Source organism: Streptomyces kronopolitis (assembly GCF_014646275.1).
In the GTDB taxonomy this organism is placed as follows: domain Bacteria; phylum Actinomycetota; class Actinomycetes; order Streptomycetales; family Streptomycetaceae; genus Streptomyces; species Streptomyces kronopolitis.
In genome coordinates this window covers 384,879-405,557 of sequence record NZ_BMND01000004.1, presented here as the reverse complement: position 1 = coordinate 405,557, position 20,679 = coordinate 384,879, and the positions used below count along the sequence as shown (strand labels likewise).

The following is a 20,679-nucleotide window of genomic DNA, read 5'->3' as shown; positions in this document are numbered from 1 at the left end:
CCGGCGCCGGCCGCCGCCGCGCAGGGCGGTCCGGACGCGGCGCCGCAGCGCCAGCCGCTGCCGCCCGCCGCCGAGGACGACGGGCACGCCGCCGAGCACTCCCAGGGGCGGGCGTTCAGCGTGCGGACGCTCGGGCAGGGCGTGCCGTTCGCGCAGCAGATCGCCGACCAGCAGCGGCCGCCGGTGCCGCCCGGCAGCACCCCGCCCGGGGGCACGTCCGCCGGTTCGGGCCGCCGCCGCAAGCTCGCCGCGCCGCCGCAGGAGGGTGAGCGGGCGTCCGCCGCCGGGGCCGCGGCGGCCGAGGCGCGGCCGCATCCCGCCGCCCCGCCGCAGCAGGCACCGCAGGCGCAGCACCCGGCCGCCGCCCCTCCGCAGCCCCATCTGCTGGACGCGAGCGAGGGCCGGGCCTTCGCGATCTCCGCGCCGGACGAGGGCAGCGAGGGTCCCGAGCCGCTGGACGGGCCGAACGGCGCCATCGAGGTGATGGACCGTCAGCCGATGCCGAGGGACGACGAGCTGCCGCCGGAGCCGCTGGACAATCCGCGCCGGCTGCTGGTCTGGCCCGCGCCGGACGGCGCCACCCAGCAGGCGCTCAGCGACCGCGGCTACCGCCCGGTGATCGTCAACTCCCGGGAGGAGGTGGACGCGCAGATCGCCGCGTATCCGGCGGCGCTCTTCGTCGACCCGCTGACCGGTCCGATCACCCGCACCGCGCTCCAGTCGCTGCGCCAGGCGGCGGGCGCGGCCAAGGTCCCGGTCCTGGTGACGGCCGGTCTGGGGATGGCCACCCGGGAGGCCGCGTACGGCGCCGACCCGGCCGTCCTCCTCAAGGCACTGGCCCCGCGGGACAGCGAGGTGCATCCGCCGCGGGTGCTGCTGATCGAGCAGAACGACGACATCGCGGCGGCGCTGACCGCCTCGCTGGAGCGGCGCGGGATGCAGGTCGGCCGGGCCTCGGCGGACGCCGACGCGGTCAGCCTCGCCACGCAGATGCGGCCGAATCTGGTGGTGATGGACCTGATGCAGGTGCGCCGCCGGCGGGCCGGCATCGTCGACTGGCTGCGCGCCAACGGGCTGCTCGACCACACCCCGCTGGTCGTCTACACCTCCGCCGACATGGATCCGGCGCAGCTGCCCCGGCTGTCCGTCGGCGAGACGGTGCTGTTCCTCGCAGAGCGCTCGACGAGTGCCGAGGTGCAGTCCCGGATCGTCGACCTGCTCGCCAAGATCGGCACGAACTGACCGCAGTGACCGGGTGAGCGGCGGGCGGGCCGGACGCCCGTGTCGTGGACGCCCGGGCCCGGAGCAGCGCTCACGGCCGCCGGCTCAGGCCAGCAGGGTGACGTCCAACTGCCCGTCCGCGTACTGCTTGCGCAGCACCTTCTTGTCGAACTTGCCCACGCTCGTCTTGGGCACCGCCGGGATCACCGCCCAGCGCTCGGGCAGCTGCCAGCGCGCGACCCGCTCACCGAGGAACGCCTTCAGCTCCTCGTAGCCGATGCTCACGCCGTGGTTGAGGACCACCGTCGCCAACGGCCGCTCGCCCCACTTGTCGTCGGGTACGGCGACCACCGCGGCCTCCGCGACGTGCGGGTGAGCCATCAGGTGGTTCTCCAGCTCGACCGAGGAGATCCATTCGCCGCCGGACTTGATGACGTCCTTGGCGCGGTCGGTCAGCGTCAGGAAGCCGTTCGGGGTGATGGTGCCGACGTCGCCGGTGCGCAGCCAGCCGTCGGGGCTGAACTTGTCCTCGGGGCGCAGCGGTTCGCCCTGCGCGCCGCCGTAGTAGGCACCGGCGATCCAGGGGCCGCGGACCTCCAGTTCGCCGGCGGCCCGGCCGTCCGCGGGGAGCCGTTCGCCGTCCGGGCCGATCAGCCGGGCCTCCACGGAGGCGGGGAAGCGGCCCTGGGTGGCGCGGTAGTCCCACTCCTCGTCGCCGCTGACGCCGGCCGGCGGGTGGGCGACGCTGCCCAGCGGGGAGGTCTCGGTCATGCCCCAGGCGTGCACGACGCGGATGCCGTGGCGCTCCTCGAAGCCGCGCATCAGGGCGGGCGGGCAGGCCGAGCCGCCGATGACGACCGTCCGCAGGCAGGCCACATCCCGCTGCGTGGCGTCGAGTTCGGCGAGCAGGCCCTGCCAGATGGTGGGGACGGCGGCGCCGATGGTGGGCCGTACGGTCGCGATCATCTCGGCGAGCGGCGCGGGCTGCAGGAAGCGGTCGGGCATCAGCAAGGAAGCGCCGGCCATGAACGCGGCGTGCGGCAGGCCCCAGGCGTTGACGTGGAACATCGGCACCACCGGCAGGGTGATGTCGCGCGAGCTGAGGGCGAACGCCTCGGCGGTGTTGACCTGCATCGAGTGCAGGTAGAGCGAACGGTGGCTGTAGAGCACGCCCTTGGGGTCGCCGGTGGTCCCGGAGGTGTAGCAGAGCGCCGCGGCCTCCCGCTCGTCGATCTCCGGCCAGTCGTAGCTCTCCGGGCGGCCGTCGAGCAGCTCCTCGTAGTCGTGCACGCGGACCGGGGCGCCGTCCAGTACGGAGCGGTCGCCGGGGCCGACGACCACGACGTGCTCCACGTGGGGCACCTGGCCGAGCAGCGGGGCGAGCAGCGGCAGCAGGCTGCCGTTGACCAGCACGACGCGGTCCTGGGCGTGGTGGACGATCCACACCAACTGCTCGGCGGGCAGCCGCAGGTTGAGGGTGTGCAGCACCGCCCCCATGGAGGGGATGGCGAGGTAGGCCTCCAGGTGCTCGGCGTTGTTCCACATGAGGGTGCCGACGCGTTCCTCGTCGGCCACGGACAGCTCGTCGCGCAGCGCGTGGGCCAGCCGGGCGGCGCGGCGGCCGATCTCGGCGAAGGTGCGGCGGTGCGGCTCCCCCTCGGTCCAGGTGATGACCTGCGACTGACCGTGAACCGTCGATCCGTGGGCCAGGATTCGCGAGACGGTGAGCGGTACGTCCTGCATCGTGCTGAGCACCGGGTGCCTCCGCTTTACTACGGGCGGTTAGTGGTGCTGCGATTGTCATCGCATACCAGGCGGTATGTCACGCCCTCCGGAGTGTGTTCTTGCCCGCTCATGATCAGATGCGGCCACGGAACGGGCCGCGCCGGGGCCGCCGCGCGCCGGCCGGTCTCACGGGCGCCGGTCGGCCGCCGGGGTCACCGCCTGGAGGACCAGCACCGACAGGTCGTCCTCGACCGGGCCGGTGCCGAAGTCGTGCGCGGCGCGCCGGACGTGCTCGGCGAGGGCCTTGGCGCCCAGCCCCATGCCGTCCCGCAGCACCTCCATCAGCCCGTCGTTGTCGTCCAACTGCCAGTTCCCGCTGCGGCGTTCGGTGACCCCGTCGGTGACGCACAGCAGGGTCTCGCCCGGTGCGAGGGTGAAGGAGCTGGCCTGGAATTCGGTGCCCTCGTCGATGCCCAGCAGCATCTGCGGCTCGGAGGCCGCCTCGACGGTGCCATCGGTGAACATGTGCAGCGGTGGCGGGTGGCCGGCCGTGGCGACCGTGCAGCGGGCGCCGGGCACGCCCGGCTCGACCTCCAGCTCGCCGTAGAGCAGGCTCAGGAAGCGGGAGGAGGCCTGCTCGCCGCCCAGCGCCACCGCCTCGGCGCTCTCCTCCGCCATGGCCAGATTCAGCCGGCCGAGGACCGACTCGACGCCGTGCCCCTCCCGGGCCAGCAGCCGCACCAGGTGGCGGGCCAGTCCGGTGACGGACATCGCCTCGGGGTCCTTGCCCTGGACGTCGCCGAGCAGGAAGCACCAGCGGCGGTCGCCCATCGGGAAGACGTCGTAGAAGTCGCCGCCGACGGTCTGGCCCTCGCCGTGCGGCTCGTAGACGATCGCCGTGTCGACGCCGACGATGCTGGCGAGCGAGGCGGGCAGCTGCCGGCGCTGGAGCGCCAGGCTGATCGTGGTCTGCCGGGTGTACTGGCGGGCGGTGTACACGGCCTGCGCGACCCGGCGTGCCACGTCCTCGACCATCCGCACCACGGTGTCGGTCATCTGCAGGTGCCCGGCCCGGCCGAGCAGCAGGACGCCCTGGTCGGCGTCCCGGGCGACGAGCGGGAAGGCGAGCGCCGAGCCGCCCGTGGAGGCCGCGCCGGCGCTTTCCGGCCAGGGCCAGGGGATGCCGGCGGTGCGGATGGCCTCGGTCGGCGGATCGCTGCGCTCCAGGTCCTCGCGGAGCGGGGTGATCCGGCGCTCGTCGACGTGCCAGACGCGGGACAGCTCCATGCCGCCGCCCTCGGCGGTCAGCCAGATCGCGCACCAGTCGGCGAGCCGGGGCACCAGGAGCTGGGCGGCGAGCGCGGTGACCATGTCCTGGTCGAGCTGTCCGGCCAGCAGCTCGCTGGTCTCGGCGAGGAAGGACGGGCCGCCGCGGTCGGCCCACTCGGCGGCGAGTCCGGGCCGGCGGGCCGCCTCCCGCGCGGGGTGCGCCAGCGGCGTGGACGGCTCGGCGGCGGGGTGCTCCAGCCGCGGGGAGGGGCTCCCGGCGGTGCCGGGCTCGCCCTCGGTGGCCTCCAGGCGGAACCAGACGGTCTTGACGGCCTTGTGGTAGGTCACGCCCCAGGACTCCGCCAGCGCGCTCACCAGCTGGAGCCCGTACCCCGGCTCTCCGCTGCGGGCGTCCACCCCGCCGCGTACGCCCCGTGAGGGGTGGCGGTCGGAGACCTCCATGACGACGCCCACGGTGGCCCGGCCCGCCCGCTCCCGGCCGTCCCCCTCGCCGGGGGGCCGCCCGTACTCCAGGCGGCAGGTCACGTCGATGTCGGTCCCGGCGTACATCACGGCGTTGGTGACCAGCTCGCTGGTGAGGAGCACGGCGTCGTGGATCAGCTCCTGGCTGATCGCCGCCGCTCCGTTCCCGGTCGTGGCGGGTGGCGCGGCCGCCCGTTCGGCGAGCAGTGCCCGCACGAACTTGCGCGCGCCGGCCGCCGCGAGCTGGTTCGCGGGCAGGCCTTTCCGGGAGACGGTTTCCGTCATGGGTGGGGAGGACAGCGAGGTCACTGCACCCCCTGGATGTGCCGGGAAAATACACCTACGGGCGCTTTATACTATGTCATACCTGCCCACATTGATCACTCTGCCCGACTGGACCCTCTCCGTATCGATCATCGGCGGGATGGTGTGTGATGGCGCTCGACCCGAACCGGCGCGAGGCGGCTCCGCAAGCCGCGGATCCCCCTGCGCCCACCGGGCCCTCCGGGGCCGACGGGAGCGCGCCCGCCGCCGAGGAATCCGCGCACCCCCGGCAGCCGGCGACGCCCGGGACCACGCGGCCCGCCGAGCCCCCGCAGGACGGGCAGTGGGTACGCACCAGTGAACTGCGGCCGCTGCTCGCGGCGATGAACGCGCTGCGCGACGGCGACTTCACCACCCGTGTCCCCAGCCCGCCCGACGGCGGCTCCCCGGACGGCGTGCTGGCCGACATGATCGGCGTGCTCAACCAGATCATCGCCCGCAACGCCCATCTCTCCTCCGAGCTGCAGCGCGTCCGGGGCGAGGTCATCCGGCAGGGCCGGCTGGACGAGCGGATCTCCGCGAGCCCCGGCCAGGGGGCCTGGACCACGAACATCGACGCGGCGAACACCGTCCTGGAGGCGCTGGTGGTCCCGCTCGCCAAGGCCACCCGGGTGCTGGACGCGGTGGCCGACGGCGATCTGACCCAGCGCGTCGACCTGCACGACGGCAACCGCCAGCTCCGCGGCGACCTGCGCCGGCTGGGCAGCGGCGTGAACCGCATGGTCGACCAGCTGTCGCTGTTCACCGGCGAGGTCACCCGGGTCGCCCGCGAGGTCGGCACCGAGGGGCGGCTGGGCGGCCGGGCCAAGGTCCAGGGGCTCTCCGGCGACTGGCTCCATGTGACCGAGGCGGTCAACGCCATGGCGTCCCGGCTGACGGCGCAGGTGCGCGACATCGCGGTGGTCACGACGGCCGTGGCCACCGGCGACCTGACCCAGCAGGTGACGGTGGAGGCCACCGGCGAGCTGCTGGAACTGAAGCTGACCGTCAACAAGATGGTGGACCAGCTGCGGGCGTTCGCCGACGAGGTGACCAGGGTGGCCCGCGAGGTCGGCACCGAGGGCCAGCTCGGCGGCCGCGCGCAGGTCAGGGGCGTCTCCGGGGTCTGGAAGGACCTGACCGACAACGTCAACTTCATGGCGTCCAACCTGACCTGGCAGGTCCGCAACATCGCGCAGGTGACGACGGCAGTGGCCACCGGCGACCTGAGCCAGAAGATCACCGTGGACGCCCGGGGCGAGATCCTCGAACTGAAGTCGACGATCAACACCATGGTCGACCAGCTGTCCGCCTTCGCCGACGAGGTCACCCGAGTGGCCCGCGAGGTCGGCACCGAGGGCCAGCTCGGCGGCCGCGCGCAGGTCAGAGGCGTCTCCGGGGTCTGGAGAGACCTGACGGAGAGCGTCAATTTCATGGCCGACAACCTGACCTCGCAGGTCCGCAACATCGCCCAGGTCGCCACCGCCGTCGCGGAGGGCGACCTCGGCAAGACGATCACCGTCGAGGCCAAGGGCGAGATCCTCGAACTCAAGACGACGATCAACACCATGGTCGACCAGCTCTCCGCCTTCGCCGACGAGGTCACCCGCGTGGCCCGCGAGGTCGGCACCGAGGGAAACCTCGGCGGCCAGGCGCAGGTCAGGGACGTCTCCGGGGTCTGGAAGGACCTCACCGACAACGTCAACTTCATGGCGCTCAACCTGACCTCCCAGGTCCGCAACATCGCCCAGGTGACCACGGCGGTGGCCAACGGCGACCTGTCGAAGAAGATCGACGTCGATGCCCGCGGCGAGATCCTCGAACTGAAGGACACCGTCAACACGATGGTCCAGCAGCTGCGGGCGTTCGCCGACGAGGTGACCAGGGTGGCCCGCGAGGTCGGCACCGAGGGACGGCTCGGCGGCCGCGCGCAGGTGCACGGCGTCTCCGGCGTCTGGGAGAACCTCACCGACAACGTCAACTTCATGGCCGACAACCTGACCTCCCAGGTCCGCAACATCGCCCAGGTCGCCACCGCCGTCGCCAAGGGCGACCTGTCCAAGAAGATCGACGTCGACGCCCGCGGCGAGATCCTCGAACTGAAGACGACGATCAACACGATGGTCGACACCCTGTCGTCGTTCTCGTCCGAGGTGACCAGAGTCGCCCGCGAGGTCGGCAGCGAGGGCCAGTTGGGCGGCCAGGCCCGGGTCGAGGGCGTCTACGGCACCTGGAAGCAGCTGACCACCAGCGTCAACGAGCTGGCGCTGAACCTGACCACGCAGGTCCGCGCGATCGCCGAGGTGGCCAGCGCCGTCACCCAGGGCGACATGTCCGGCTCGATCACCGTCGACGCCCAGGGCGAGGTCGCCGCCCTGAAGAACAACGTCAACCTGATGGTCGCCAACCTCCGTGAGACCACCCGCGCCAAGGACTGGCTGGAGTCCAACCTGGCCCGCATCGCCAGCCTGATGCAGGGCCACCGCGACCTGGTCGAGGTCGCCGACCTGATCCTGCGCGAGCTGACCCCGCTGGTCAACGCGCAGTTCGGCGCGTTCTTCCTGGCCGAGGCGGGCGCCGAGCCCGGCGAGGGGCTGGAGCTGATCGCCGGCTACGGCACCGGCCAGCCCGAGGGCCGCCGCTCCCTGCCGCGGCTGCGGCTGGGCACCCCCGGCTGGGGCCTGATCACCCAGGCCGCCATGGAGAAGAAGCGCATCGTCGTCGAGGCCGTCCCGCCCGACTACATCACCATCAGCTCCGGGCTCGGCGCCGCCGCCCCCGCCAGCATCGTCATCCTCCCCATCCTCTTCGAGGACCAGGTGCTCGGCGTCATCGAGCTGGCGTCGTTCAGCCGGTTCAGCGAGGTCCACCTCGCCTTCATCGACCAGTTCGTGAACACCATCGGCGTCTCGATCAACACCATCATCGCCAACGCCCGGACCGAGTCCCTGCTCTCGGAGTCCCAGCGGCTGACCGCCGAGCTGCGCCAGCGCTCCGACGAACTCCAGCTGACCAACGCCGAGTTGGAGGAGAAGGCGGCCCTGCTGGCCACCTCCTCGCAGTACAAGTCGGAGTTCCTGGCGAACATGTCGCACGAGCTGCGCACCCCGCTGAACTCCCTGCTGGTGCTCTCCCGGCTGCTCGCCGACAACCCCGAGAGCCGGCTCTCCGCGCAGGAGGTGGAGTTCGCCGTCACCATCCACCGCGCGGGCGCCGACCTGCTCCAGCTCATCAACGACATCCTCGACCTGTCGAAGATCGAGGCCGGCCGGATGGACGTCCACCCCAAGACCCTGCCGCTGATCAAACTCCTCGACTACGTCCGCGCCACCTTCAAGCCGCTCACCGTCGACCGCGGCCTGACCTTCGACGTCAGGGTCGGCGAGAACGTCCCCAAGGAGCTCTTCTCCGACGAGCAGCGCCTCCAGCAGATCCTGCGCAACCTGCTGTCCAACGCCGTGAAGTTCACCTCCTCCGGCAGCGTCGAACTCATCGTCCAGCGGGTGACGGGCAAGGACTTCGAGGAGGAGTCGCTGCGCACCGCCGACGACGTCATCGCGCTCTCCGTCAAGGACACCGGCATCGGCATCTCGCCGGAGAAACTCGACGCCATCTTCGAGGCGTTCCAGCAGTCCGACGGCACCACCAACCGCAAATACGGCGGCACCGGCCTCGGCCTCTCCATCAGCCGCGACATGGCCGGGCTGCTGGGCGGCCGGATCATCGCCGAGAGCGAGCCGGGCGTCGGGTCGACCTTCACCCTGTACGTACCCGTGCGCTACACCGGCCCCTCCGCCGCCACGGGCTCCACCGCCGGGCCCGTCACCGCGGAGGGCCCCGCCCCGGTGACGGGCCCGGCGGCCCGGCCCGCGGTGGGCGAGCAGCGCACGTCCGCGCCCGCGGAGCTGGAGAGCGCGCCGCGCGGGGACCTCTTCCGCGGCCGGGAGGACCAGGAGCCGACGGCCCCGGCCGCTCCCACCTCCGATGCCGATGACGGCGACGCCGTGACCTGGCCGGAGACCACCCGCCTCAAGGACTGGCTCAGCGGCCGCCCCGGCGAGGTGCTGGCCGACCGCCGCATCCTCATCGTCGACGACGACATCCGCAACGTCTTCGCCCTCACGCACGTGCTCGGCCGGGTCGGCATCAGCGTGAAGTACGCCGAGAACGGCCGCGAGGGGCTGGAGGTCCTGGACCGGACACCGGATGTCTCGCTGGTGCTGATGGACATCATGATGCCCGAGATGGACGGCTACGAGATGATCGCGGCCATCCGCCAGGCCCCCCGGTTCGCGGACCTCCCGGTCATCGCGCTCACCGCGAAGGCCATGCCGGGCGACCGCGAGAAGGCCATCGAGAGCGGCGCCAACGACTACATCCCCAAGCCGGTGGACGTGGACCGGCTGCTGTCCGTGATCTGCCGCCTCCTGGACCCGGAGGACTGCGACGACCCGCCGCGGCCCACCGGGGACGGGTCCGACGGAGGCGGAAGCCCCGGCACCGGCTTCGACGCCGGAGCGGGCACCGGCCCCGACCCGGGCCGTGATCCGGACGAGGACACCGGCCAGGACCACCACGGAACGACGGGGGAGCACCCATGACGACCACTCCGGACACCTCACCCAGCATCCTCATCGTCGACGACATGGAGGAGAACCTCGTCGCGCTGGAAGCCGTACTGGGCTCCCTCACCCAGAAGGTGGTGCGCGCCCGCTCCGGTGAGGAGGCCCTGAAGGCCATGCTCCGCGAGGAGTTCGCGGTCGTCCTCATCGATGTGCTGATGCCGGGCATGAACGGCTTCGAGACCGCCGCCAACATCAAGGGCCTGGACCAGACGAAGGACGTCCCGATCATCCTCCTGACCGGCGCCTCCATCGACCCCAACTACGCCTACCGCGGCTACACGGTCGGCGCCGCCGATTTCCTGATCAAGCCGTTCGACCCCTGGCTGCTGCGCACCAAGGTGAACGTCTTCCTCGACCTGTTCCGCAAGAACCGCCAACTGGCCTCTCAGGCCGAGCAGTTGCGGCGCCTGCTGACCTCGGACGAGAACCCCGCGGGCGAGGGGGCACCGACCCCGCCGACGATGACCGTCCCGATGAGCACGCCCACCCCCGCCCCCACGGTCACGACCTCGACACCGGCGGCGGACCCTCCCCCGCCGGCGGCCGGAAAGGCCGGGGAACCGGCATCCGCGCCGCACCCCGACCTCCCGCCGGTCCCCGGCGCCCCCGGGACCCCGCAGCCCGGGCAGGCCGAGAAGCCCGCCGAGCCGCAGCCCGGGGCCGGCGACGCCTCCCGCCTCGCGGAGATCGCCGGCCAGCTCGCCGAGGTCGAACTCCTGCTGCGCGACGCCAAGGGCTCCGACAAGGCCCGCCTCGCCGACCGCATCGCGGACCTGGAGCAGGCGGTGGGCAGGCTGATGGTGAACCGGGGGACGTGACGCCTCACCGGCCCCACATCGGAAGGTCGAACTCCGCCCAGACCGTCTTGCACGGGAACGGCCCCCGGCACACCCCCCACCGGTCGGCGAGCGCCTCGACGAGCACCAGCCCGTGCCCCGACTCCCGTACGCCCCGGCCCTGCACGGCCGGAAGCCGGTCCCCTTGCGCGTCCGTCACCTCGATACGGAGCGTGTCCGCGTCAGACAGCACGGCGAGCCGGAAGTCCCGGCCCGGTACGCACCCGTGCGTGGCCGCGTTGGCGGCCAACTCCGCGATGACCTGAGCCGGTGCCTCGAACGGCAGCCCCCATGTCCGGAGTTCCTCCGTGGCGAGCAGCCGCGCGAGCCGGGCACCCCGGCGGGTGGCGGACAGCTGGACCCTGAACTGGAGCTTGTACGCGGGGATTTCCTGATTCATGTCACTCAGCGTGGTCGTGCGGCTCTACGCTGAAAAGTGATTCGGCCGGTACGTACGGTGACTGTCCTCGGTTGTCCAGGGATGTACACCGTGGTCCAGGAGGTGAAGCGGATGAGTGTTGACGGCGCGGACGAGGCGGGCTGGGAACTCGATCCGGAAGACGAGTCGAGGGCCGTCGTTGAGGCGGTCGGGCGTCAAATCAAGCTGTGGCGGAAGGCTGCGGGCATGCGGCCTGCGGAGTTCGCGGCGCTCATGAGGTACGGGGAAAACCTGATCTACAAGATCGAGCGCGGTGTGCGCATCCCGCGCCCCGAGTTCCTCGACAAGGCCGATGAGGTGCTGGATGCGGGTGGCAAGATCGCCGCGATGAAGGAGGACGTCCGACAGGCTCGGTACCCGAAGAAGGTGCGGGACCTGGAGAAGCTGGAGTCACAGGCGGTCGAACTCGGGGCGTACGGCAATCACAACATCCACGGGCTGCTGCAGACCAAGGAGTACGCACACGCGCTCTACAACTCGCGACGCCCCACACTCGATGAGGACGACCTTGAGCGCCATGTGGCGGCACGCATGGCGCGACAGGAGATCTTCGACCGCAAGCCGCTCACGACGCTGACATTCGTCCAAGAAGAGGTCACACTGAAGCGGCCCATCGGAGGCAAGATGGTGTTACGTCGACAGCTCGAACGCATCCTGGACATCGGGAAGTTGAGGCACGTCGAAATCCAGGTGATGCCGACGGAGCGCGAGGATCACGCCGGAATGAGCGGCCAGGTTCAGCTGCTGAAACTCAGGAATGGGTCGACCGTGGGGTACTCGGAAGCACAGCTCACCAGTCGTGTGGTTGAGCATCCCAAAGAGGTACAGGTGCTCGAACTGCGGTATGGGATCATCCGATCTCAGGCTCTCACCCCACGAGAGTCGTTGGCATACATCGAGAAGCTGCGGAGAGAGACATGACGCTGAGGCCTTCCGGTACCACGCTGACGTGGTTCAAGAGCAGCTACAGCGGCAGTGACAACAACGACTGCATCGAGGTCGCCACCACCCCCGGCACCGTCCGCATCCGCGATTCCAAGGACCCCCGCGGACCGCAGCTGCGCGTCCAGCCGGGCACCTGGGCCGACTTCCTCGCGTACGCAGCCGACGAGCGCTGACATGGGTCAAGGGCCTCGGGCGACTTCGTCCTGGGCCCGCCCCCGTCACCGATAAGGGGAGAGACATGGCACTGAACGCTTCCGGTACCACTCTGACCTGGATCAAGAGCAGCTACAGCGACCAGGGCAACGGCAATGAGTGCATCGAAGTCGCTTGGCAGAAGAGCAGCTACAGCCACCAGAGCGACGGCAACGAGTGCGTCGAGGTAGCCACCACTCCCGACACCATCCGCATCCGCGACTCCAAGAACCCCCACGGACCGCAGCTGCGCGTCCAGCCGGGCACCTGGGCCGACTTCCTCGCGTACGCCGCCGACGAGGGCTGAGGTTCGCGGTCTCGGGTGGTCAGGCGATCATCCCCAGCTCCGGGTCCTCCCGGAGCTTGGCCAGGGCGCGGGAGACGGCGCTTTTGACCGTGCCGACCGAGACCTCCATGACCTCGGCGGTCTGGGCCTCGCTCAGGTCCTCGTAATACCTGAGGACGACCATGGCCCGCTGCCGGGCCGGCAACCGCATCACGGCGCGCCACATCGCGTCGCGCAGGCCCTGGAGCTCGGCCGGGTCGGGCGCCGGCAGCGGATCCGGCTCCGGCAGCTCGTCGACGGCGAACTCCTCCACCTTGCGCTTGCGCCACTGGGAGGTGCGGGTGTTGATCAGCGCGCGGCGGACGTAGCCGTCCAGGGCGCGGTGGTCCTCGATACGCTCCCAGGCCACGAAGGTCTTGGTGAGCGCGGTCTGGAGGAGGTCCTCGGCGTCGTTCGGGTTGCCGGACATCGACCGCGCAGCGCGCAGCAGGACCGGCCCCCGGGCCCGTACATAGGACGAGAACGTCGGGAAGACAGCGGCGGTTGAGGCGCTTCTGCACACTGGCGTGGTCATGTGAACCACGCTAGAAGCGAGGGTGGGGCCAGGGGATCGGCCCCAGGTGCCGAAGCGCCCTCCGCCTCAAGTTGTACGGGTAGCCCCCGCCGCACCTCCTCTGGGGGGACGGGCCGGGGCGCCCTCCCCCAAGGGGACCCCGACGGGCGGCGCACGCCGCCACCGGCCCATGCGCCGCGTACGGCACCGGCCCCGCCCCAGGGGACGGCGGTCAGGAGCCGTCCGCGGCGAGGACCAGCCCCGAGGTCGGCACCCCGGTACCCGCCGTGACCAGGACGTGCGCGGGGGCGCCGGACTGGTTGACGGAGGTGCCGCGCAGCTGGCGGACGGCCTCGGCGATGCCGTTCATGCCGTGCAGATAGGCCTCCCCGAGCTGGCCGCCGTGGGTGTTGAGGGGCAGGGCGTCCGCCGCGACGAAATCGGCGGCCTCGCCGGGGCCGCAGAAGCCGAACTCCTCCAGCTGCATCAGCACGAAGGGGGTGAAGTGGTCGTAGAGGATCGCCACGTCGATGTCGGCCGGGGCGAGCCCGGAGGTGCGCCAGAGCTGGCGGGCGACCACCCGCGTCTCCGGGAGGCCGGTCAGCGCGTCGCGGTAGAAGCTGGTCATCTGCTCCTGGGCGCGGCCCGCGCCCTGCGCGGCGGCGGTGATCAGCGCCGGCGGGTGGGGCAGCGTGCGGGCCCGCTCGGGCGTGGTCACCACGATCGCCTGGGCGCCGTCCGTCTCCTGGCAGCAGTCCAGCAGCCGCAGCGGCTCCACGATCCAGCGGGAGGCGGCGTGGTCGGCGAGGGTGATCGGCCGGCCGTGGAAGTAGGCGGCCGGGTTGGTGGCGGCGTGGCGGCGGTCGGTGACCGCGACCTGGCCGAAGGCGTCCGGGGTCAGCCCGTAGGTGTGGAGATAGCGCTGGGCGGCCATGGCGACCCAGGAGGCGGGGGTGAGCAGGCCGAAGGGGAGGTTCCAGCCGAGCGCCGCCCCCTCGGCGGAGGGCTCGCGCTGCTGGACGCCGGAGCCGAAGCGGCGGCCGGAGCGCTCGTTGAACGCCCGGTAGCAGACGACGACTTCGGCGAGCCCGGTGGCGACCGCCAGGGCCGCCTGCTGGACGGTGGCGCAGGCCGCGCCGCCCCCGTAGTGGACGCGGGAGAAGAAGGACAGTTCGCCGATGCCGGCCGCCTGCGCGACGGTGATCTCGGGGTTGGTGTCCATGGTGAAGGTGACCATGCCGTCGACGTCCGCGGGCGTCAGCCCGGCATCGTCCAGGGCGGCCCGGACGGCCTCCACGGCGAGCTTGAGTTCGCTGCGCCCGGAGTCCTTGGAGAACTCGGTGGCCCCGATACCGGCGATGGCGGCCCGGCCCCCCAGGGAGTCGCGGCGGTGGACGCTCATTCCGTGCCCTCCGGGAGGCTCACCGTCACGGTGCCGGTGACGTGGTGGCCGAGGCCGTTCGCCCCGACGACCCGCACCACGGCCGTACCGTCCGCCACCTCGGTGACGGTGCCGCGCAACACCATGGTGTCCCCCGGGTAGTTGGGGGCGCCAAGACGGATGGCGACCTTGCGCAGCACGCAGCGGGGCCCGAAGTGGTCGGTGAGGTAGCGGCCGACCAGCCCGTTGGTGGTGAGGATGTTCATGAAGATGTCCGGGGAGCCCTTCTCCGCGGCCGCCTCGGTGTCGTGGTGCACGTCCTGGTAGTCACGGGAGGCCAGCGCGCCGGCGACGATCAGGGTGCGGGTGATCGGGACGGTGAGTTCCGGAAGCTCGTCACCGGCTTTCATGAGGCGGCCTCCTCGTGCCGGGTGTGGGGGTCGCTCGGGGCTGTCGGGGCCGTCGGGGCTGTCGGGTCCGTCGGGTTCCGTGCGGCCTGGGTGGGCTGGGTGGCTTGGGCGGCCTGGGCCTGTGCGGCCCGTGGGTCGCGTGTGGTGAGCAACTGGCCCAGTTCCTCCAGCACTTCGGCACCCGAGCCCAGGTAGGCGGCCAGTTGGCGGCCCCACAGGAAGTGCCGGTGGACGGGGTGGCCCAGGTCGGCGCCGACGCCGCCGTGCAGATGCTGGCCGGTGTGCACGACCCGGGTGCCCGCCTCGGCGGCCCACCAGGCGGCGGTCAGCGCCTGCTCCCCGGCGTCCAGGCCCGCGTCCCGGCGCCAGGCCGCCTCGTAGGCGGTCAGCCGGATCGCCTCGGTGTCCATGTGGGCGTCGGCGGCGCGCAGCTGGACGCCCTGGTGGGTGGAGAGCGGACGGCCGAACTGCTCCCGCGTGAGGGTGTGGGACACCGCACGGGCCAGCGCCCCCGCGCACACCCCGGCCTGGAGGCCCGCGAAGGCGGTACGGGCGGTGGCCAGGACGTCGGCGTACGGGTGGGTGGCGGGCCGCCGGGCCGCGGAGGCGTCCGGGCCCAGCTGCTCGGCGGGCGCGTCGTCGAGCGTGAGCCGGCCCGCCGACCAGGGCGCGGTGGTCTCGACCGGGTCCCGCCGTACCCCGGGGGCGTCGGTACGCAGCAGCCACAGTGTCTGCGTCACCCCGTCCGGTACCAGCACATGGGTGGCCTCACGCAGCCACGGCACCACGGGGACACAGCCGGTCAGGCGCGCCCTGCGGTCCGTATTACGGGGGCCGTCCGTCGTACGGGGGCCGTTCGCCGTAGGGGGGCCTTCTGGCGTGCGGGATCCTTCCGGCCTACGGGACCCTTCCGGTCTCTGGGGGGCGTCCTGTCTCCGGGGTGCGTCCGGCCAGGCCCGTACGCCGCCCGGGCGGGCCGGGAACGCCCCGGTGGCGACCGCCGTGCCGTCCCCGAGCGCCGGCAGCAGCCGTGCCCGCTGGTCCGCGTCGCCGTGCGCACCGATCGCCAGCAGCCCGTAGACACAGCTCGCGGCGAACGGCACCTGCGCCGTCGTCCGGCCCTGCTCCTCCAGAATCAGGACGAGCCCGAGCAGTCCGGTCTCCGCCACCGCGCCCGGCAGTCCGGCCGTGCACAGCTCCTTCCAGAGCGCGGTGTCCGTGTCCGCGCCGCGGTCGGCGAGGCGCTCGGGAGTGGACAGGTCGCCGAAGATCTCCGCGGCCAGCTCGCGGGCCGCCGTCTGCTCCGGTGTGGGAGTGAAGTCCATGTCACCCCTCACCCCCGGCCGCCGCGCGGAAGGCCGGCAGCTCGAACTCCTCGTCCACCCGCTGGAAGTCGAGCCGCACGGGCATGCCGATGCGCACCCGGTCGTGCGGGACGCCGACGATATTGCTGACCATCCGTACCCCTTCGGCGAGTTCGATCAGTCCGACCGCGTAGGGCGGGTCGAAGGCGGGGAACGGCGGATGGTGCAGCACGACGTAGGAGAAGACCGTTCCCGCGCCGCTCGCCTCGACGGTGTCCCACTCCGGCGACCCGCACCGCGAGCACCCCGGCAACCACGGGAAACGCAGCGTCCGGCACCCCGTACACCGCTGGATCAGCAGCCGATGCCCGGCGACACCCGCCCAGAATCCGGCGTTGTCGCGGTTGATGACGGGGCGGGGGCGCCGTGGGGCGGACGCGGCGGGTGCAGCGGGTGGGGCGGGCACGGCGGGTGGGTTCTGCCGGGCGTGCGGGGCGTGCGGGGCGTGCGGGGCGTACTTGAGGATCCGGAAGCGGTGCGTCCCGGCCGGCTCCCCGTCCGCCCGCACATCCATCCGCGTCGTGACGAAGTGGCCCACCCCCAGCTTGGTCGTCTTGCGCTCCGACACGGCCTCGATCACCGCGTCGAAGGTGATCTCGTCGCCCGGACGCAGCGGCCGCAGATACTCCTGCTCGCAGTCGGTGGCGACGACGGAGGTGTACCCGGCGCCATCCAGCAGCGCGAAGAGCGCGTCGAACGCGCCCGAGCGGTCCGTATGGCCGGAGAGACCGCCCATCGTCCAGGCCTGGAGCATCGTCGGCGGGGCGATGGCGTCCGGCCCCTGGTAGGCCGGGTTGGCGTCGCCCATCGCCTCGCACCAGTGCCTGATCATCGGCGCGTTGACCGGGTCCTTGCCGACCGCCGCGGTCGCGGCCGGCTGCCCCTCGAAGGCCTTGAGCCGCTCGTAAGGGAGGGGCGTCTCCGGAGTCCGGGCGGAGCGCGCCACCGTCACCGGTTCCTCCTGGGCCACTTCGCTCATCGCCGCCCCCTCCGCATCCCCAGTCGCATCGTCGCGACGATCTCCCGCTGGATCTCGCTCACCCCGCCCCCGAACGTGTTGATCTGGGCCGCCCGGTTCATCCGCTCCAGCTCGCCGTCCCCGAAGGCACCCGGAGAACCGGCCCGCACCAGGGCGGCGTCCCCGGCCACCTCCTGGCACATCCGGTAGACCTCGACGGCGCTCTCCGTCCCCGCGAACTTCACCCCGGCGGCGTCTCCGGGGCTGAGCGTCCCGGCGCCCACGTCGCCGACCAGCCGCCAGTTCAGCAGCCGGGTCGCGGCCAGCCGCGCGTGCGCCTCGGCGAGCCGGGACCGCACCCAGGGCCGGTCCGCGGGCCGCTCGCCGGTCTCCTGATCCGGCGTACGGGCATACGCCAGCGCCGCGTCGAACGAGTCCTCGGCCTGCATCCCGAGGGCGGCCAGCGCCACGCGTTCATGGTTGAGCTGGTTGGTGATCAGCTGCCAGCCGCCGTTCTCCTCCCCGACGAGGTTCCCGGCCGGGACGCGGATGCCGTCGTAGTACGTGGCCGTGGTCATCAGCCCGCCGACCGTCTCGATCGGCGTCCAGGAGAATCCGGGCGCGTCGGTGGGCACGAGGAGGAGCGAGATGCCCCGGTGCTTGGGCGCCTCGGGATCGGTGCGACAGGCCAGCCAGATCCAGTCGGCCCGGTGGGCGTTGCTGGTGAAGCTCTTGGCCCCGTTGATCAGCCAGTGGGTGTTTTCGTCGGCGCCGGGGCCGGGGGCGGCACCGGCCGCGTCAGCATCACCGCCCGCGCCACCTTCGGCATGCGCCCGACCGTCGGCAGACGCCCCACCGTCGGCAGGCACCTCACCGTCCGCAGGGACCCCACCGTCCGCAGTGGCCCCACCGTCAGCAGGCACCTCACCGTCCGCAAGGACCCCACCCTCGGCAGGCACTCCCCCCGGCCGTTTCACCGCGCGGGTGCGGAGCGAGGCGAGATCGGTCCCGGCCCCGGGCTCCGTATAGCCGATCGCGAAGACCAGCTCGCCACGGAGGATCCGGGGCAGGAAGTAGTCCTTCTGCTGCGGGGTGCCGTACTTCATCAGGGTCGGGCCGACGGTGTTGAGCGTGACCATCGAGACCGGCGCGCCCGCGCGATACGCCTCGTCGAAGAACACGAACTGCTCGTCGGGCCCGCGGCCCTGCCCTCCGTAGGCCGTCGGCCACCCCAGCCCCAGCATGCCGTCCGCACCGATCCGGCGCAGCACCGCACGCTGCTCGGCCGCACCCTCGACCGGCCCGTCCGGCAACAACTCCCTGAAATAGGAACGTAGATGGCCGCGCAGTTGTTCCTGTCGGGCGGTGGGGGCGAGGTGCACGTCGGCGGCCTCCCCTTCTGATGGCCGTACGCCCGGTGCACAGGGGACGGGCGCACAAAGGAAGCGAGCGGGTTTCTGACTGTCCGTCAGAAACCCGCTCACTGTCAAGGCCGGCGCAGCGAACTCCGGAGCAGCCCCATCCCCTCCGTACCGACCCTGACGCCTCACCGCCGGTCAGCCGCGCCGCACTCCCCTTGCGACGCGCCGCCGACTCCCTTTACGGCGGGCCGCCGGTTCCCCGTAGGCCGCCGCCGACTCACCAGAGCTTGGTGAACGTGACGGTGGCGTTGCTCTGGTCGATACGCGTGGGGCCGGAGCCGTTCACGCTCGCGGTGTTGTTCTGGTTGGAGGCGCCGGCCCCGTTGGCGACCTGCTGGCCGGTCGTCGAATTGCCGAGGTTGGTGCCGCCGACACCGCTCCCCGCCTGGCTCGTCGCCGCCGAACTCGACCCGCCGGTCGCAAAGCCGCCGTTGTCGGCCTGCGCCACGCCGGTGCAGAGCGCGGCCGCGAGCGGCAGTGCGGCGGCAACGGCGAGAACACGGGCGGTACGGATGCTTGCCATGTCTATTCCTCCTACGGAACACGACTTCTGGATCCACCGCGCCGGCATCCGGCGCGGCCCTTCTGCGCGGGGGTCTGATCTACAGCTCTGACATACGACTGCGTGTGTGCTTGTACTTGCGTGTGCGCCTGCACTTGCGACGCTCACTCACTCCGGTCCCACACTGCGCGGAACTCCCCCACCGCGCGGAACTTCCTTTCACCACCGGGCAGTTGGCCGACCGCCACGATGCTTTCCTCGACGTCGCGCACTCAGGCTTGCCCACGAATCCACGGCGAACCCGTCGCAGGCCCCCGATTCCCCCGCAAGCATGAGCACCGCCGAATAAACCCCCGACGCCTCCCGCGATCGCCCGCGCACACCCCTCGACGTCGACAGACCCCACCAGGAGCCCCGCCACACCGCACACCTCCAGCCCCACGACCCACACCCCCACCCGCCGCGAGCCCCCGGCGCGCACCTCCGCTCCCTCCACACCCCCTTCCCTTCGTCGAACATTCGTACGAACATAGCTCCATGGCCATGCACCGACGCCATACCGGAACACCGACCGACCACCGGCCCGACCTGCGGCCCGATCACGGACCTGACCCACGGCCCGACCACCCGCCCGACCCGCGGCCCGACCGACGGACTGATCGGCGGCCCGACCGCCGGGCCGAACCGCCGCCTGCCCCGCGGACCGACCCACCGCGCCCCCTCTCACCCCTCGCTCCGCCGCCCTCCGACACCCGGCCGGAGCCCCGCCCCACCCACCGTCCCGCCACCGCACCCGCAGCGCACCCACCTACGGCCGCCACCCCCACCCCCAGCAGCTCCGAGCACCCGAATCCCTCGAATTCCCTGGATCCCCTGGATCCCCCGGAGGCGGCGCCCACCGACCCCCCTGATCCGCACGCCACCGCGCTCACCGAAGCGCTCCACGCCGCCTCCGGCGGCTACCCGGTCATCCCGCTGACCCGCAACAAGCTCCCCGCCCTACGCTCCCCGCACCGCGGGCATCCCGAGGTCCCGCCGTGCCGCGGCGAGTGCGGCCGGCTCGGGCACGGCGTCCATGACGCCAGCACCGACCCGCTCACCATCCGCCGGATGTTCGCCGCCGCGCCCTGGTCCACCGCCTACGGCATCGCCTGCGGACGGCCCCCGCACCACCTCATCGGCGTCGACCTCGACACCAAGAACGGCGCCGACGGCCTGACCGCCCTGCGCTTCCTCGCCGAACAGCACGACGTCCCGATCCCGCCGACCGTCACGGTCCGCACCCCCAGCGGCGGCCGCCACCTCTGGTTCACCGGCCCACCGACCCCACCCGTACCGAATTCGGCCGGCCGGCTCGCCCCGGGCATCGACATCCGCGGCACCGGCGGCTACCTGGTCGGCCCCGGCTCGCTCACCACCCACGGGCGGTACACCCACGCCCCGCACACCCCACGCCGCCCCGCCCCCCTGCCGGGCCCCCTGCTCGCCCTCCTCACCTCCCCGCCGCCGCCCGCGCACCGGGAGCCCCCACCGGGCGTCCCGCCCCAGCACGCCGCGGCCCTCGTACGCTTCGTCCGCACCTCCCCGGACGGCCAGCGCAACGCCCGCCTCTTCTGGGCCGCCCGCCGCGCCTACGAATCCGGCCTCGGCCAGGAACTCACCGCCCGCCTGACGGAGGCCGCCCGCGCCACCGGCCTCTCCGCCCACGAGGCCCGCGCCACCCTCACCTCCGCAGCTCGCGCTACACCCCCACACCGAAGGTGATG

The 20,679-nt window shown here is 72.3% G+C and carries 17 protein-coding genes; 7 read left to right on the top strand and 10 right to left on the bottom strand.

Annotated elements, in window-relative coordinates; genetic code table 11:
* Positions 1–1,242: PleD family two-component system response regulator (locus IEY78_RS07945; RefSeq protein ID WP_506417102.1), on the top strand; the 1,242-nt coding region annotated here is incomplete at its 5' end.
* Between the two features lie 84 nt (positions 1,243–1,326).
* Here IEY78_RS07945 and IEY78_RS07940 read toward each other — a convergent pair.
* Both IEY78_RS07940 and IEY78_RS07935 read right to left on the bottom strand, forming a co-directional pair.
* Positions 1,327–2,976: a long-chain fatty acid--CoA ligase gene (locus IEY78_RS07940; protein WP_189096855.1), complete on the bottom strand. Its 1,650-nt coding sequence runs from the start codon at positions 2,974–2,976 to the stop codon at positions 1,327–1,329.
* A 156-nt stretch (positions 2,977–3,132) separates the two neighbouring features.
* Positions 3,133–4,983 carry a SpoIIE family protein phosphatase gene (locus tag IEY78_RS07935; RefSeq protein ID WP_189096854.1) on the bottom strand — a complete coding sequence of 617 codons (1,851 nt, stop codon included), beginning with the start codon at positions 4,981–4,983 and terminating at the stop codon, positions 3,133–3,135.
* Between the two features lie 362 nt (positions 4,984–5,345).
* On the opposite strand from IEY78_RS07935, the gene IEY78_RS07930 reads away from it, so the two are divergent.
* Together IEY78_RS07930 and IEY78_RS07925 are read left to right on the top strand one after the other, a co-directional pair.
* The gene (locus IEY78_RS07930; protein WP_229699780.1) at positions 5,346–9,602 is read left to right on the top strand and encodes a HAMP domain-containing protein; all 4,257 of its coding nucleotides are present in this window, start codon (positions 5,346–5,348) and stop codon (positions 9,600–9,602) included.
* On the top strand, positions 9,599–10,444 hold the full coding sequence (locus tag IEY78_RS07925; protein ID WP_189096852.1) for a response regulator: 846 nt from the start codon (positions 9,599–9,601) through the stop codon (positions 10,442–10,444). The genes IEY78_RS07930 and IEY78_RS07925 overlap by 4 nt, the downstream gene beginning before the upstream one ends.
* Before the next feature lie 4 nt (positions 10,445–10,448).
* Here the strand turns inward: IEY78_RS07925 and IEY78_RS07920 are convergent, their stop codons facing one another.
* The gene (locus IEY78_RS07920; RefSeq protein WP_189096851.1) at positions 10,449–10,862 is read right to left on the bottom strand and encodes an ATP-binding protein; all 414 of its coding nucleotides are present in this window, start codon (positions 10,860–10,862) and stop codon (positions 10,449–10,451) included.
* A gap of 111 nt (positions 10,863–10,973) precedes the next feature.
* Here IEY78_RS07920 and IEY78_RS07915 point away from each other — a divergent pair, with 111 nt between their 5' ends.
* The 3 genes from IEY78_RS07915 to IEY78_RS07905 all read left to right on the top strand — a co-directional run bounded on the left by IEY78_RS07915 (position 10,974) and on the right by IEY78_RS07905 (position 12,345).
* Positions 10,974–11,822, top strand: a complete 849-nt coding sequence (locus IEY78_RS07915) for a helix-turn-helix domain-containing protein (RefSeq protein ID WP_189096896.1) — start codon at positions 10,974–10,976, stop codon at positions 11,820–11,822.
* Complete coding sequence (locus IEY78_RS07910) at positions 11,819–12,019, top strand: DUF397 domain-containing protein (RefSeq protein ID WP_189096850.1); 201 nt, start codon at positions 11,819–11,821, stop codon at positions 12,017–12,019. The genes IEY78_RS07915 and IEY78_RS07910 overlap by 4 nt, the downstream gene beginning before the upstream one ends.
* A 65-nt stretch (positions 12,020–12,084) precedes the next feature.
* A complete protein-coding gene (locus IEY78_RS07905; RefSeq protein WP_189096849.1) occupies positions 12,085–12,345 on the top strand; it encodes a DUF397 domain-containing protein in 261 nt (86 codons plus the stop codon).
* A gap of 19 nt (positions 12,346–12,364) precedes the next feature.
* Here the strand turns inward: IEY78_RS07905 and IEY78_RS07900 are convergent, their stop codons facing one another.
* From IEY78_RS07900 to IEY78_RS07870, 7 genes are all read right to left on the bottom strand, one after another.
* Complete coding sequence (locus IEY78_RS07900; RefSeq protein ID WP_189096848.1) at positions 12,365–12,898, bottom strand: SigE family RNA polymerase sigma factor; 534 nt, start codon at positions 12,896–12,898, stop codon at positions 12,365–12,367.
* 211 nt (positions 12,899–13,109) lie between these two features.
* Positions 13,110–14,279: a lipid-transfer protein gene (locus IEY78_RS07895; protein WP_189096847.1), complete on the bottom strand. Its 1,170-nt coding sequence runs from the start codon at positions 14,277–14,279 to the stop codon at positions 13,110–13,112.
* Entirely contained in the window at positions 14,276–14,668 is a 393-nt protein-coding gene (locus IEY78_RS07890) for a MaoC family dehydratase (RefSeq protein ID WP_189096846.1), read from the bottom strand. The genes IEY78_RS07895 and IEY78_RS07890 overlap by 4 nt, the downstream gene beginning before the upstream one ends.
* A complete protein-coding gene (locus IEY78_RS07885; RefSeq protein ID WP_189096845.1) occupies positions 14,665–15,993 on the bottom strand; it encodes an acyl-CoA dehydrogenase family protein in 1,329 nt (442 codons plus the stop codon). Before IEY78_RS07885 ends, IEY78_RS07890 begins: the two co-directional genes overlap by 4 nt.
* A 1-nt stretch (position 15,994) precedes the next feature.
* Entirely contained in the window at positions 15,995–17,011 is a 1,017-nt protein-coding gene (locus IEY78_RS07880; protein WP_189096844.1) for a bifunctional MaoC family dehydratase N-terminal/OB-fold nucleic acid binding domain-containing protein, read from the bottom strand.
* On the bottom strand, positions 17,008–18,372 hold the full coding sequence (locus IEY78_RS07875; RefSeq protein ID WP_189096843.1) for an acyl-CoA dehydrogenase family protein: 1,365 nt from the start codon (positions 18,370–18,372) through the stop codon (positions 17,008–17,010). Before IEY78_RS07875 ends, IEY78_RS07880 begins: the two co-directional genes overlap by 4 nt.
* A 256-nt stretch (positions 18,373–18,628) precedes the next feature.
* Positions 18,629–18,934, bottom strand: coding sequence for a hypothetical protein (locus IEY78_RS07870; RefSeq protein ID WP_189096842.1), 306 nt, complete (start codon positions 18,932–18,934; stop codon positions 18,629–18,631).
* An 852-nt stretch (positions 18,935–19,786) separates the two neighbouring features.
* Between IEY78_RS07870 and IEY78_RS07865 the strand changes: the two genes are divergently transcribed.
* On the top strand, positions 19,787–20,677 hold the full coding sequence (locus IEY78_RS07865) for a bifunctional DNA primase/polymerase (RefSeq protein WP_189096895.1): 891 nt from the start codon (positions 19,787–19,789) through the stop codon (positions 20,675–20,677).
* Positions 20,678–20,679 lie beyond the last annotated feature (2 nt).